At 70.9% G+C, this 13,456-nt stretch carries 15 protein-coding genes; 2 read left to right on the top strand and 13 right to left on the bottom strand.

Annotation, left to right across the window (positions count from 1 at the left end; translation table 11 throughout):
* The first annotated feature begins 15 nt into the window (after window positions 1–15).
* Window positions 16–810, top strand: a complete 795-nt coding sequence (locus ABT130_RS09915; RefSeq protein WP_350954350.1) for an alpha/beta hydrolase-fold protein — start codon at window positions 16–18, stop codon at window positions 808–810.
* 90 nt (window positions 811–900) lie between these two features.
* On the opposite strand, the gene ABT130_RS09910 is transcribed toward ABT130_RS09915, so the two are convergent.
* From ABT130_RS09910 to ABT130_RS09865, 10 genes are all read right to left on the bottom strand, one after another.
* Complete coding sequence (locus tag ABT130_RS09910) at window positions 901–1,095, bottom strand: hypothetical protein (RefSeq protein WP_084195478.1); 195 nt, start codon at window positions 1,093–1,095, stop codon at window positions 901–903.
* Window positions 1,096–1,286: 191 nt separating this feature from the next.
* On the bottom strand, window positions 1,287–1,562 hold the full coding sequence (locus ABT130_RS09905; RefSeq protein ID WP_350954349.1) for an acylphosphatase: 276 nt from the start codon (window positions 1,560–1,562) through the stop codon (window positions 1,287–1,289).
* On the bottom strand, window positions 1,559–2,425 hold the full coding sequence (gene mutM, locus ABT130_RS09900) for a bifunctional DNA-formamidopyrimidine glycosylase/DNA-(apurinic or apyrimidinic site) lyase (RefSeq protein WP_350914820.1): 867 nt from the start codon (window positions 2,423–2,425) through the stop codon (window positions 1,559–1,561). The genes ABT130_RS09905 and mutM overlap by 4 nt, the downstream gene beginning before the upstream one ends.
* Window positions 2,426–2,447: 22 nt before the next feature.
* Window positions 2,448–3,119: a ribonuclease III gene (rnc, locus tag ABT130_RS09895; protein ID WP_350914927.1), complete on the bottom strand. Its 672-nt coding sequence runs from the start codon at window positions 3,117–3,119 to the stop codon at window positions 2,448–2,450.
* A gap of 267 nt (window positions 3,120–3,386) precedes the next feature.
* On the bottom strand, window positions 3,387–3,566 hold the full coding sequence (gene rpmF / locus ABT130_RS09890; RefSeq protein WP_012894381.1) for a 50S ribosomal protein L32: 180 nt from the start codon (window positions 3,564–3,566) through the stop codon (window positions 3,387–3,389).
* A 1-nt stretch (window position 3,567) separates the two neighbouring features.
* Window positions 3,568–4,122: a YceD family protein gene (locus tag ABT130_RS09885; RefSeq protein ID WP_350914817.1), complete on the bottom strand. Its 555-nt coding sequence runs from the start codon at window positions 4,120–4,122 to the stop codon at window positions 3,568–3,570.
* A 66-nt stretch (window positions 4,123–4,188) separates the two neighbouring features.
* The gene (gene coaD, locus ABT130_RS09880; RefSeq protein ID WP_350914815.1) at window positions 4,189–4,665 is read right to left on the bottom strand and encodes a pantetheine-phosphate adenylyltransferase; all 477 of its coding nucleotides are present in this window, start codon (window positions 4,663–4,665) and stop codon (window positions 4,189–4,191) included.
* Between the two features lie 16 nt (window positions 4,666–4,681).
* Window positions 4,682–5,260 carry a 16S rRNA (guanine(966)-N(2))-methyltransferase RsmD gene (gene rsmD, locus ABT130_RS09875; RefSeq protein WP_350954347.1) on the bottom strand — a complete coding sequence of 193 codons (579 nt, stop codon included), beginning with the start codon at window positions 5,258–5,260 and terminating at the stop codon, window positions 4,682–4,684.
* A gap of 463 nt (window positions 5,261–5,723) precedes the next feature.
* On the bottom strand, window positions 5,724–7,895 hold the full coding sequence (recG, locus tag ABT130_RS09870; RefSeq protein ID WP_350954345.1) for an ATP-dependent DNA helicase RecG: 2,172 nt from the start codon (window positions 7,893–7,895) through the stop codon (window positions 5,724–5,726).
* A 115-nt stretch (window positions 7,896–8,010) separates the two neighbouring features.
* Window positions 8,011–9,588 carry a DAK2 domain-containing protein gene (locus ABT130_RS09865; RefSeq protein WP_350914809.1) on the bottom strand — a complete coding sequence of 526 codons (1,578 nt, stop codon included), beginning with the start codon at window positions 9,586–9,588 and terminating at the stop codon, window positions 8,011–8,013.
* A 355-nt stretch (window positions 9,589–9,943) separates the two neighbouring features.
* On the opposite strand from ABT130_RS09865, the gene rpmB reads away from it, so the two are divergent.
* Complete coding sequence (rpmB, locus tag ABT130_RS09860; protein WP_012894387.1) at window positions 9,944–10,129, top strand: 50S ribosomal protein L28; 186 nt, start codon at window positions 9,944–9,946, stop codon at window positions 10,127–10,129.
* A 120-nt stretch (window positions 10,130–10,249) separates the two neighbouring features.
* Here rpmB and thiD read toward each other — a convergent pair whose 3' ends face one another.
* The 3 genes from thiD to ABT130_RS09845 all read right to left on the bottom strand — a co-directional run bounded on the left by thiD (window position 10,250) and on the right by ABT130_RS09845 (window position 13,415).
* Window positions 10,250–11,050, bottom strand: a complete 801-nt coding sequence (thiD, locus tag ABT130_RS09855) for a bifunctional hydroxymethylpyrimidine kinase/phosphomethylpyrimidine kinase (protein ID WP_350914807.1) — start codon at window positions 11,048–11,050, stop codon at window positions 10,250–10,252.
* A 283-nt stretch (window positions 11,051–11,333) separates the two neighbouring features.
* Window positions 11,334–12,233, bottom strand: a complete 900-nt coding sequence (locus tag ABT130_RS09850) for a hypothetical protein (protein ID WP_350954344.1) — start codon at window positions 12,231–12,233, stop codon at window positions 11,334–11,336.
* Between the two features lie 225 nt (window positions 12,234–12,458).
* A complete protein-coding gene (locus ABT130_RS09845; RefSeq protein WP_350954342.1) occupies window positions 12,459–13,415 on the bottom strand; it encodes a thiamine-phosphate kinase in 957 nt (318 codons plus the stop codon).
* Window positions 13,416–13,456 lie beyond the last annotated feature (41 nt).

Here is a 13,456-nt window from a genome sequence, read left to right as displayed (position 1 = left end):
CCTATGGTGCCCTGCATGAACGCGGAACGCGGTGCTGACGGAACTCCGTCACGCCCATCGAGCGGCAGGGGTCATCTCGGGCGGCGCGCCTTCCTGGTGGGCGGCGGGCTGGCCGCGCTGGGCCTCGGCGGCGCCGCGCTGGCGGCCGGCCCGGACGGTATCAGGGGGGCGTACGCCCAGATCGTCTGCGGCGCGGTCCCCGCACCCCCGGTGACGTCTCCTGGAACGCTCCAGCGCAGCCAGGTCGACCGGCGCCGGGTCATCGTCGGGATGCCTCCGGGGGCGACGGACGGGCTGCCTGTGGTGATCATGCTTCACGGGGCCGCGGGTGACGCGCGCACGCCGTTCGACGTCTACGCGATCGACCGCTACCTGGCCGCCGGGGGCGGGCGCTTCGCGCTGGCCTCCATCGACGACTGGCCCTCCGCCGACATCCCGGGCACCCTGCTGCCCTACCTGAGCATGAACGGGATGGACACCACGAAGATCGGGCTGATGGGCTGGTCGGCGGGCGGCGCGGGGGCGCTGAGGCTGGCCGCGGAGCTGGGCCCCGCACAGGTGGGGGCGGTCGTCGCGGCGTCGCCGGCGGTGAGCGCGGCGCAGGCGCCGCTGCGCGAACTCGTGAACATCCCGGTCTGGCTGGGGTGTGGGGAGCGCGACGCGTGGGCACGGCAGACCCAGACCATGCTGAAGGCCCTGAAGGCACTGGGTGCCACCGCCGAGGGAGGGATCAGCGAAGGATGCCAGGACACGGCCTATCGCCGCAGGGTGTTACCCGAGCAGCTGGCCTTCCTCGCACGACATATATGACAAATAGGACATATATGACGTAAATAACATATATGACAAGGGACGCCCCGGTGAGGCGTCCCCGGACAGTGTGTTTCCGCCCCGACCCCGTTAGGTGAGAGCCGGCTCGCGATCCTGCAGACGGTTGAACTCCTCGTCGCGGGCACTTGCCGCGAGTTCGTCGTTCTGGGCCTGGAGCCGGGTGAGCTCTCCCTCGAGATCACGGATGCGCTGCTGGAGACGACGCATTTCCGAGACCATACGAGGGTCGGGACCGCCGACGTGGCCTAGTAGAGCCTTCGCCATAGTAAAGGGTCCTCCACGCTGAGTGACCAGACTGGTTCGCGCACTTCTTTGCCGCGGGAGGGGTGCGCGTGGTTCTTTGTCAAGAGTCGCACCGGTGAGGGAGGCGGTCAAGCTGAACGCTCCGAATGGATGCACCAGTAGGCACTCTCGACAGTCAACTATACCGTATTTTGGGCGGTTTAGGAAAGTGGTCAGCGCTCGACAAAACCCTCAAGACCGCCTTTGGCCTCGCTCCAACGTTCGACGACCCCGTCCACCCTGCCGGGCGTCTCACCGCCCCTGAGCAGCTCAAGCAGCATCGCGCACGACTTCTCGGACCCCTGCGCGACCACCTCGACCCGGCCGTCGGCCGTGTTGCGCGCCCAGCCGACCAGGCCGAGCTCCAGCGCCCTGGACCGCGTCCACCAGCGAAAACCCACCCCCTGCACATGACCTCTGACCCAGGCGGTCAGTCGCACGTCCGTCATGCCGCGGCCCTCCTCGGCCTGGGCTGGCAGCGAGGGCAGCTGTAGGAGGAACGGTTCATGAACGACTCGCGAACGATCGGGGCACCGCACCGCGGGCAGGGCTCGTCGCGCCTGCCGTAGACCGCGAGGGAACGGTCGAAGTACCCGCTCTCGCCATTGACATTCACATAAAGACTGTCGAAAGATGTGCCGCCCTCGGCCAGCGCGGCGGACATCACCTCCCTGGCGGCACCCAGCAACTCGGCGATCTTCGGCTTGGTCAGCGCTCCGGTGGGCCGGGCGCCGTGCAGCCTGGCCCGCCAGAGCGCCTCGTCGGCGTAGATGTTGCCGACACCGCTGATCAGCGACTGGTCCAGCAGCGCGCGCTTGACCTCGGTCTGCCGGGCACGCAGCCGGCGGGCGAAGGCCTCGTCGTCGAAATGCCCCTCGAACGGGTCGGCCGCGATGTGCGCGATCGGTTCGGGCACCGTCCGGCCGCCAGCCCGGATCATGGCGGTCACCAGCACATGGCCGAAGGTCCGCTGGTCGACGAAGCGCAGCTCCGGGCCACCGTCGGTGAAGCCGATCCGGACGCGCAGGTGCTTCTCCGGCGCCGTGTCCGGCTCCACGACCAGCAGCTGGCCACTCATCCCGAGGTGCGCCAGGATGGCGTCGGGGCCGTCCAGCGGCAGCCAGAGGTACTTACCCCTGCGCTCCGCCGCACCGACGGTGCGGCCCTTCAACCGGGTGGAGAACTCCTCCGCTCCGGGAAGGTGCCGTCTGATCGCCCTCGGGTGGAGCACCTCGGCGTGGGCGACGACCCTGCCGGAAACCCACCGCTCCAGGCCACGGCGTACCACCTCGACCTCGGGCAGTTCGGGCATGCACCCCTCCTTGGTCGACGGGTCAGCCGGCTTCGCGTCTGTCGCGGTCCTGGCGGATCCTGTTCCAGGCCGCCTCTGCGGCCTGCTGCTCGGCTTCCTTCTTCGAGCGGCCGGATCCCGAACCGTACCCCTCTCCGCCGACGCGAACGACCGCGGTGAAGGACTTGGCGTGGTCGGGGCCGCTCTCCTCGACATGGTATTCGGGCACGCCGAGCGACTCGGACGCGGTGAGCTCCTGCAGGGAGGTCTTCCAGTCGAGCCCGGCGCCGAGCGAGGCGGAGCGGGTGATGAGGGGGTCGAAGAGCAGGTGGACGACGCGGAACGCCTCGTCCAGACCCCTGTTCACGTAGATCGCGCCGATGAGCGCCTCAAGGGTGTCCGCGAGGATCGAGGACTTGTCGCGCCCCCCGGTGCCCTCCTCACCCCGGCCGAGCCGCAGGAAGCGGCCCAGGCCCAGCGAGCGGGCCACGTCGGCGAGGGCGCGCATGTTCACCACCGCGGCCCTGAGCTTGGCCAGCTGCCCCTCGGGCAGGTCGGGGTGGTTGCGGTAGAGGGTGTCGGTGACGACCAGGCCCAGCACCGAGTCGCCCAGGAACTCCAGGCGCTCGTTGGTCGGCAGGCCGCCGTTCTCGTACGCGTAGGAGCGGTGCGTCAGCGCACGCTCCAGGATGGCGACGTCCAGACGCACCGACAGAAGGCGCTCAAGCTCGTCCCTGACGAACTCGACGGCGACCGGTTTGACACTCGTACCCACGGCTTCTCCTCGCACGCTCTCTCATCGAATGCGCGATGGCAAAGAAACGAGAGATGCCCGAAGATGTGGTGGGCGCCGGGAGGGCACGCGTTCTACCGCGAACCCCGGCGTCCACCACAACCGCGGGCGGACCGCCATCGCAGGGTGGGCGGACGGTGACGCCGACCGGGCCGGGAGCCCGGCCGGCATCCGTCTGTCAGACTGCGATCAGGCGGAGGGCTCGATCACCTGACGGCGGTTGTAGGTGCCGCAGGTCGGGCACGCCACGTGCGGACGCTTCGGCGAGCGGCACTGGGGGCAGCTCACGAGCGAAACCGCGGCGGCCTTCCACTGCGACCTGCGGGAGCGAGTGTTGCTCCGCGACATCTTGCGCTTGGGGACAGCCACGTCAGCTCTCCTGATCGTTGTTATGTTCCGGAATCAGACCCTGCAGCTTCGCCCAGCGGGCGTCGATCACCTCGTGGCCGTGATCAGGCTCGGCGTCTGCCAGCCTGACCCCGCACTCCACGCAGAGTCCGGCGCAGTCCTCACTGCAGACCGGGCTCAACGGCAGTGTGAGCACCACCGCGTCGCGAAACGCGGGTTCGAGGTCGAGAAGTTCACCGTCGAGAAGCGAGTCACCCTCGGCAGCATCCTCTGCCGAGTAGAAGAACAGCTCCTGGAAGCCCACCTCGGCTTGCGAGATGACCGGCTCCAGGCAGCGTGCGCACTCCCCCCGCAGCGGGGCTTGCGCAGTGCCCGTGACGAGCACACCCTCCATGACCGCCTCAAGCCGGATGTCCAGCTCGACTTCGGCGTCCTTGGGAACGCCGATCATGTCGACGCCGATGTCCGCCGGTGCCGGGAGAACGAGGTCCATCCGCCGCATCGACCCTGGTCGTCGCCCCAGGTCATGGGTAGAGATCACCCATGGGGCTCGGGGGTCAAGGTTGGGATGAGTCATTTCGCTCTCGTTAGGCATGGCGCATCATCGCCATCGTGCAAGGCCGAAACAAGAGAATAGCAGGGCCTAGCCCCTGAGCCGTTCTACCAGGAGTTCCTGGACAAGATCGGGAACCAGCCCGGCCACACTCCCACCATACTTGACGATCTCCTTGATGCGGCTGGAGGACAGGAAGGACACCTCGGGCCCGGTGGCCATGAACAGGGTCTCCACCCCTGACATCCGGTAGTTGAGCTGCGCCATCTGGAGCTCGTAGTCGAAGTCGCTGATCGCGCGCAGGCCCTTCACGATGGCGGGGATCTCCTGCTGCCTGCAGTAGTCGACCAGGAGGCCGTGGAACTTGTCCACGCGGACGTTCCCGTACTCCTTGGTGACCGTCTGGAGAGTCTGGATACGCTCCTCCACCGTGAAGAGGCTCTTCTTCTCGATGTTGATCAGTACGGCTACGACGACCTCGTCGTACTGCCGGGAAGCCCGGCCGATGATGTCCAGATGACCGTTCGTGACGGGATCGAAGGATCCCGGACAGACAACGCGACGCAAGGTGGACTCCCTGCTCTTAAGGATTCCCGGCGGCGCGACCGTACCAAACGGACGCTTCGCCGTAACGACGGACCCTCTCCTCTTCGTACCCCTCAGGCCAGCGAAGGTCCCTTCCCCGGCTCTCCCGTTCCACCGCGACGAGCGCGTCCTCGGCCAGCCAGCCTCGGTCGCGCAGCAGTTCGAGCACCGTCCCCACCTCCTCGTCGCCCAGCGCGTACGGCGGGTCGGCGAGGACGAGGTCGTACGGCTCCCCGGTGTCCCCGATACCCCTGGCCAGCAGCCGCTCAACCCTGTCGGCGGCGACCTCGGCCCCGGGCAGCCCCAGCGAGGTGACGTTCTGCCTGATCGTCCGGATCGCCCTGGCGTCCGACTCCACGAGAAGCACCCGGGCGGCCCCCCGGGAGAGCGCCTCAAGCCCGAGCGCGCCCGAGCCCGCGTAGAGGTCGAGCACCCGGCACCCCTCCAGCGGGCCGATCAGCGACCCCACCGTGGAGAAGATCCCCTCCCTGGCCCTGTCGCTCGTGGGGCGGGTCCCCCGCCCCGGCGGCACTGCCAGCCGCCGTCCCCCTGCGCTTCCCGCGATGACTCGGCTCACCCGGCCATCCTCTCAGTGCCGCCGCCCGGTGCCGTCGGCCACCGCCCGCACCCGTCCCCGGCACCGGTTCCGATGCCGGTCCCCGGAGGCCCCCAGGTGCGCCGGGCGCAGCACGGCGTGTCGCGACGCATCACATAACCGCAGGTCAAAAGGGTCCTGGTAGGTGATCTAGGTCAAGAGTGGGCAAGGAGTGGCGACGAAAGCGTAAGGGTCGTTCCGTCAGGTGCCGGTCCCTTGCATGATGATTCCTGCGGCCTCCAAGTGACCCAGGGGGAGGCCGACCGGCGTGATCGTGAGCCCTTCCGCACGCCGGTGCTCTCGGCACCTGACCCGGGAGTGGGCCCAGGCGGGGACGGCATTCGGGGGGAGGCCGTCCCCGCAGTTGGGCACAGCGCGACCGCCGGCTACAGCCGCGAAACCCCGCGGCGTCCACCGCCCCGCCGGGCATCGCCTCCGCCGGTCGTCAGGTCTTCTCCAGGTACTCGGCGCGCTCGTCCGCCAGGAGCCTGTCGATCTCCGCGCGGAGCACGGGGTGCCCCGCCAACTCGGGGTCGGCCTCCAGCATCGCCTCGGCGTCCAGGCGCGCGGCGTGGATGACCTCCTCGTCGCGGAGGAGCCTGAGCATCTTCAGCGACGACCTGCGCCCCGACTGGGCCACCCCGAGCACATCACCCTCCCTGCGCTGTTCCAGGTCGACACGGGACAGCTCAAAGCCGTCCAGGGTGGCCGCCACGGCGTCGAGCCGCGCCCTGGCGGGCGTGCCACCGGGGGAGTCGGTCACCAGCAGGCAGAGACCGGGCAGCCCGCCGCGGCCGACCCTGCCGCGGAGCTGGTGGAGCTGCGAGACGCCGAACCTGTCCGCGTCCATGATGACCATGACCGAGGAGTTGGGGACGTCGACGCCGACCTCGATGACCGTGGTCGCCACCAGCACGTCGATCTCTCCCCTGGTGAACGCCTTCATCACCGCGTCCTTCTCCTCGGGAGGGAGCTTGCCGTGGAGCACCTCCGTGCGGAGCCCCAGCAGCGGCCCCCGCGAGAGCGTCTCGGCCACGTCGAGCACCGCCAGCGGCGGCCTGCGCTCGTCGTCGGCCTTCGACATGTCGCCCTCGTCGCCCTCCAGGTCGCCGATGCGCGGGCACACGATGTAGGCCTGGCGGCCCAGCCCGATCTCCTCGCGCAGCCGGGTCCAGGCGCGGTCGAGGAAGTGCGGCTTCTCCGCGGCGGGAACCACGTGCGTGGTGATCGGGGCACGCCCGGAGGGCAGCTGGGAGAGCGTGGAGACGGTGAGATCGCCGAAGACCGTCATGGCGACCGTGCGGGGGATGGGGGTGGCGGTCATGACGAGCACGTGCGGGCGGCCGCCTCCGGCCTTCTCGCGGAGCGCGTCGCGCTGCTCGACGCCGAACCTGTGCTGCTCGTCGACCACGACCAGGCCGAGATCGGCGAACTGGACCCGCTCCTGCAGGACCGCGTGGGTGCCGACGACGATGCCCGCCGCGCCCGAGGCCGCGTCGAGCATGGCCGAGCGGCGGGCCGCGGCGCCCAGCGAGCCGGTCAGCAGGGCGACCGCGGTGCCGCCGAACATGCCGCCGGTGGCCAGGTCGCCGAGCATGGCCGAGATCGACCGGTGGTGCTGCTGGGCGAGCACCTCGGTGGGCGCCAGCAGCACGGCCTGCCCCCCGGCGTCGACCACCTGGAGCATCGCCCGCAGCGCGACGACGGTCTTGCCCGCCCCGACCTCGCCCTGGAGCAGCCGGTGCATGGGGTGGGCCATGGCCAGATCGGCCGCGACCTCCTCGCCCACCTCGCGCTGCCCCTCGGTCAGTTCGAACGGCAGCCGCTTGTCGAAGTCGGCGAGCAGCCCGTCGGGGATCGCGGGCCTGGGGGTGGCCGGCCAGGAGGCCGCGGCCATCCGGCGCTGCAGCAGCACCGCCTGGAGCAGGAACGCCTCGTCGAACCTGAGCCGCTTGCGCGCCCTGGCCACGTCGGCGTGGTCGCGCGGCCGGTGAACGGTCAGCAGCGCGTCCGACAGACCGGGGAGCCGGTGCCGGGCGCGCAACTCCTCGGGAAGCGGGTCGTCGAGCTCGCCCATCGTGTCGAGGACGACGCCCAGCGCCCTGCGGATGGCCCAGGGCGTCACGTCCTTGCCCGCCGGATAGATCGGTACGAGCGCGGCGGCGAACTCCTCGGCCCCCGTCTCGTTCTCCTCGATCATCTCGAACTCGGGGTGGGAGAGCTGCCACTTGCGCTTCTCGCCCTGGCCGAAGGCGCCGACCTTTCCGGCGAACATGCCGCGCCTGCCCGGCCGCAGCCGCGTCTCCGCGATGTGGGACGTCTTCCCGAAGAACGACAGGTAGATCTTGCTGCGGCGGGCGTCGACGACCTCGACCTCCAGCCAGGTGCCGCCCTTGTTCCGCATCGGCCTGCGCATCGCCCTGGTGACCTCGCCCACCACCGTGACGTGCTCGTCGACCCGCAGATCGTCGAGGTCGGTCAGCTCACCCCGCTCGGCGTAGCGTCGCGGGTAGTGCCGCAGCAGGTCGCCGACGGTGCGCAGGTCGAGAACGCTCTCCAGCAACCTGGCGGTTTTGGGGTCCAGTGCCTTCGCCAGCGGCTCGTCGAAGCTCGTCACCCCAGCTTTCTACCGTGTGCGGGAGACAGAATTCTCCCGGCCCACGGAACGGTTCACCCGCGTCGGCCGCGAACGTCACCGGCAGGCGTGCCTGACGCCGGGCCTCGCGACGCCCTCATTCGACGCCGATGAGCAGCGGGTAGCCGCCCTGGCCGCCCTCGTACAGAACCACCTCGATGTCCGGCCTGGTCTCGGCCAGATGGTCCAGCACCGCGCGCGCGAGCCCCTCGGGGGCGTTGACGCCCTCCAGAACGGTCACCAACTCGCTGCTGGAGGACACCATGCGGCCCACGACCTCCAGGGCGGTGGCCTCGAGATCCCTGCCGATCAGCGCGGCGTCCCCGTCGACCACTCCCAGGACGTCACCGGGCCCGGCCAGGCCCGCGCTCGTCATGACCTCGCGGTCGGCCACCCAGACGTGCCCGTGGCGGGTGTGCGCGGCGGCCTCGGTCATGGCCACCACGTCGTCGTCGAAGCGGCGCAGCGGATCGTGCACGGCCAGCGCCGACAGGCCCTGCACCGAGGCCCTGGTCGGGAGTACCCCGACCACCAGGCCCTCCTCCCTGGCCATCTCCGCGGCGGCGGCGGCGACCTCACGCGTCCCGCTGTCGTTGGGCAGGACCACGACCTCCGAGCCGGCCTCGCGAATGGCGGCGAGCACCGCCGCCAGCGGCGGGCTGGAGCCCGGCTCGCGGCGGACGACCACGGCCCCCGACTCCTCGAACAGCGCGGCCAGCGCGGGTCCCGCCGCCACGGCCACCACTCCCCTGCCCCGCGCGGCCGGGTGGGTCCTGCCCGAGCCGACCAGATACGTCACCCTGATCCGGTGGGGCCGCCCCAGCCGGACCGCCGCCTCGATCGCCGCGCCCGCGTCGTCCACGTGGACGTGCACGTTCCACAGGTCGTCCCCACCCACGATCACCAGCGACTCGCCGAGCGCGTCGAGTTCCGCACGGAGCGCCGCGACCTGTGCCGCCCCGGCCTCCAGGAGATACATGACCTCGTAGCCGGGCCCGTCCGCGCTCTCCTCCGCGACCTCCGCGCCGATCCGGTGGGCCGGGGCGGGGATGTCCACCCGCTCGGTGTAGGAGTCGGTGACGATCGCGGCGAGGCTCTCCAGAATGATCGTCCACCCCGCGCCGCCCGCGTCGACCACCCCGTTGCGGGCCAGCACGCCGAGCTGCCCGGGGGTACGGCGGAGCGCGGAGCGCGCCTCCTCGGCCGCCCTTCTCGCGATCGAGACGAGATCTCCCCGGCCGTCGCGGACCGCCGCGGCCACCGCGGTCAGGACGCTCAGGATCGTGCCCTCGACCGGCCTGGCCACCGCGGCACGGGCCAGCTCGGCGGCTCTGACCAGGCCACGGCAGAGGTCCGTGCCGTGCCCCTCGGCCTCCCTGAACACCTCGGCGAGGCCGCGCAGCGCCTGGCTGACGATCACCCCGGAGTTGCCCCGCGCGCCGAGCAGCGCTCCCTGCGCGAGCGCCTGCCAGGTGGCCGCCGTCCCCGCGTCCGCGGGCAGCCCGTCGAGCGCCTCGGCCGCGGAGAGCATGGTCAGGTGCAGGTTGGTGCCGGTGTCGCCGTCGGGCACCGGGAAGACGTTGAGCGCGTCGATCTCCTCGCGCGCCTTCCCCAGCGTCTCCGCGGCCAGCCGCGACCATCTCCGCACCGAGGGCGGGTCGAGAACCTGCAGCATTCCTGCCCTCCTGCTCCTGCTCGCGCCCGCCGGGCGCCCTCATCGATCTCCCGGGCAGGTCCCGGCGCCGCGACCGGCATGCCGTCACCGGTGGCTCCCCGTCCGCACCGCCCGGCCGACCCCGATCTCACCGGCTGATCGTCGCCCGCCGGACGCGACCCGCCATGGCGCGTCCCGGGATGCGCTACGGTTGCCTCCGGAGATTATCCCCGTTCGACCGTTCACGGCGGCTCACGTTCGCCTGTAGGGCCGAACATCGGGTATCCTCGTGTGGCCAGCCGGTCGTCCCGGCATGCCCGATGACCGCCCGCCAGTGCGGCGGATCGAGCCTCTCGACTGATCTAAGGAGCGAACCGTGGCTTCCGTCTGCGACGTTTGCGCTAAGAAGCCGACCTTCGGCAACAACGTCTCCCACTCGCACCGCCGCACCCGCCGCCGCTGGAACCCGAACATCCAGCCCGTGCGCGCAGTGGTGAACGGCACGCCGAAGCGGCTGAACGTTTGCACCTCCTGCATCAAGGCCGGCAAGGTCACCCGCTAGTCGGACTTCCGCGAAGCCCGCCGTCCCCTCGACGGGGCGGCGGGCTTCGCCGTTCCCAACGGGCTCCGAGCCGTCCTTGGCGGGCTCCGCCAAGGACGGCTCGGAGCGGGTCCTCCGTGTTCAGCGGGAGCGCAGGCGCCAGGCGTGGTCCACCGGGCCGATGCCGGCCCCCAGCGGGAAGCCGTGCTCGATCGCGCCGGTGACGTACGCCTTCGCCTTCTCCACGGCGGCGGGGACGTCCTCGCCGAGGGCCAGGTGGGAGGCTATCGCGGAGGCCAGGGTGCAGCCCGTGCCGTGGGTGTGCCGGTTGTCGTGGCGCTCCGCGGTGAAGCGGAACTCCCGCGTGCCGTCGGTCAGCAGATCGACAGGAGCCCCGGGAAGGTGGCCGCCCTTGATGAGCGCCCACTCGGGCCCGAGCGCCAGGACCGCGTCGGCGGCCCGGCGCAGGTCGGCTTCGTCGGTGACCTTCACTCCGGTGAGCTGGAGAACCTCCCACAGGTTGGGGGTGACCACCGTGGCCGTGCGCAGCAGGCTCGCCTTGACCGTCTCCACCGCCTCGGGGGCGAGGAGCGTGTCACCGTGCTTGGAGACTCCCACCGGATCGACCACGACGGGCACATCCAGCCCTGCCAGCACCTCGGCTACCGTCTCCACCAGTACGGGCGAGGCGAGCATGCCGGTCTTGACCGCCTGGGCACCGATGTCACCGAGCACCGAGTCGAGCTGGGCACGGACCGCCTCCGGGGGAAGCTCCCAGTAGCCCTGCACGCCCACCGAGTTCTGGGCGGTCACCGCGGCGATCACGCTCATGCCGTGGACGCCGAGGGCCAGCATGGTCTTCAGGTCGGCCTGGATGCCCGCACCGCCTCCGGAGTCGGAGCCGGCGACGGTCAGCACGCGAGGGGGAGCCAAAACGGTCATGCCCCCATCCAACCAGCCCCGCGCCGACCGGGCTGAGCGCCCCCTGTCCACTCCCCGCCACTCCTCGGCCGCGCAGAGCCGCGACGGCACCGGCTCGGGCGCGAGGCCCGACCGGACCAGCGACCGGATCACAGGCCGGAATCACGGGTCGGAGTCACCGGCCGGATCGGGCGATCGGGGCCGGGCCGGCGGCTGGACCACAGACCGGGTCACAGACCGGAACCACTGGCCGGAACCACCGGCCGGATCGGGCGACGGCACCGGCTCGGTCCGGGACGCCGGGTCAGACGACGGCGCACTCTCCCCTGTCGCTCTGACAGGTCTCCGGAATCTCCGTGTCACCGCTCGCGGTGAAGACGACGACGAGCTCCTCGCCTGCCTGCAGGCCCTCCGGCGAGTCGATCACCAGGCTGCCGTCGAGTTGCTCCCAGTCGGCTCCGCTCACCGAGGAGACCGTCCCATTGACCGGCACGCTCACCTTCAGGTTCTCGACGCTCTCGTCCGCGGCGACCACGAGCTTGACCGTGTACGACTGTGCCCTGCTCCGCACGAGGGCGGCGCCTACCATGATCATGGCGCCCCCTGCGGCGGGCACGGGCGCCTCGAAGGTGTCGGTGGGCACCGGGACGGGCGCCGTGGTGCTCGGGGACTGCTCGGGGGCGGGTGTTCGGTGGTTACCGACGATGAGGGGCTCGGAGGTGGGCGTGGGCTCCGGCTCGTCGGTGGGCGACGGCTCGTCGGAGGCCCGGGGCGCGTGGGTGGCCTTTCTCGTCGCGGTGGGCTTGGGGGTGGAGGTGACCCCGCCTCCCGTGCGGGTGGAGGTGGGAGTCGGGGTGGGCGTGGCCTCCGCCGTCTCGTCACCCGTCTCCTCGGGCTCGTCGGCCGGTACGGGTTCCTCGGTGAGCTCGGTCCCACCGACGGGGTCGGGCCGCGGTTCCGGCTGGTTCGACGCCGCCGTGACGCAACCGGCGGGCGGGCAGTCGGCGGCGGAACCCTCGGAGCCGGTCAGCGCCCGGATCCCGAACACGGTCCCGCCGAGCACCACCGCCACCGCGGCGACGATCAGCAAGGTCGTCTTGATCCGTCCGCCGGACCTCTCCTCGTCCTCGGGCCACGTGACGGACGGCTCGGACTCCGACGTCCATCCCGAACCCAGGAAACCCGTCTGGGGCTCGGTGATCATCGACTCCTCGGGACGGAGCCGGCGCCCGATCGGCTCGTCCCCGTGACCGGGTGCCGGAGCGGGCTCCGGCCGGCGTTTCCCCCGATCTGGGGAAGCCGCTTCCCCGTTTCCACCATGGCGGCCCATATCGCCCCTTTCTCGGAGGGAATCTCGACCGCCCAACTTCATACCAGTTCAATAACCGTTTGTCGCAATTTTCGCAGATGTAACAACGAGTGGTAAAGGTCACTCCCGGAAGTGGTCCCAGCCTCCACGGTCCAGCAGCAGGCCTTTGACCTGCACTCCTTCACCCTCGATGACATGACCCACCACGTTCCAGCCCTCCGGGAGCCGTACCCGGTCCGGGAAGGTCGCGGCGAGGGCGTGGTCGTCGCCGCCGGAGAGCACCCACTCCAGCGGGTCCGTACCGAGCAGCCGGGCGGCCTCCCGCATCACCGGCGGGACGTCGAACGCCTCCGGGTCGAGCACGAGCGCGGTTCCGGCCGCGGCCGCCACGTGGCCGAGATCCTGGAGCAGGCCGTCGCTCACGTCGAGCATGGCGGTGGCACCCAGCGCGGCGGCCTCGGGGCCGCGCGGGTAGGGAGGGCACGGGCGGCGGTGGGCGTCGATCAGCTCCACCGGCCCGGCCAGACCCGCACGGAGCAGCGCGAGGCCCGCGGCGGCGTACCCGAGGCGGCCCGCGATCGCGACCACGTCACCAGGCCGGGCCCCCGATCTGGTGACCGGCGCCCGGCCGCCCAGGTCGCCGAGGGCGGTGACGGCGATCACGACGAGATCGCAGCGGGTGATGTCGCCGCCCACCACGCTGGCGCCGACGAGGTCGCACTCGTCGCGGAAGCCGTCCGTGAGGTCGTCCAGCCAGCCGGTGGTGGCGTCGGCGGGCAGCCCGAGGCCGACCACGAGGCCGGTGGGGTCGGCTCCCATCGCCACGACGTCCGAGAGATTCTGCGCCGCGGCCTTGCGCCCGATGTCGTAGCCGCTGGACCAATCACGGCGGAAGTGCCTACCCTCAAGTAACAGGTCAGTCGTCACGACGACCCGCCCATCGGGAGCGCTCACCACCGCGGCGTCGTCCCCGGGACCGAGCAATACGGTCCCTCCCTGTGGCAAGCGTCCGGCAATACGTGCAACAACCCCGAATTCGCCGAGATCTCCGACTGTGATGACACACCTCCCGTTCATCACAGGGTACGGTGGCCCTTCGGCACTGATCCAATCGCCCC

It is taken from the genome of Streptosporangium sp. NPDC001681 (assembly GCF_040298085.1).
GTDB lineage: Bacteria > Actinomycetota > Actinomycetes > Streptosporangiales > Streptosporangiaceae > Streptosporangium.
This window is presented reverse-complemented; position numbering and strand designations above follow the sequence as displayed.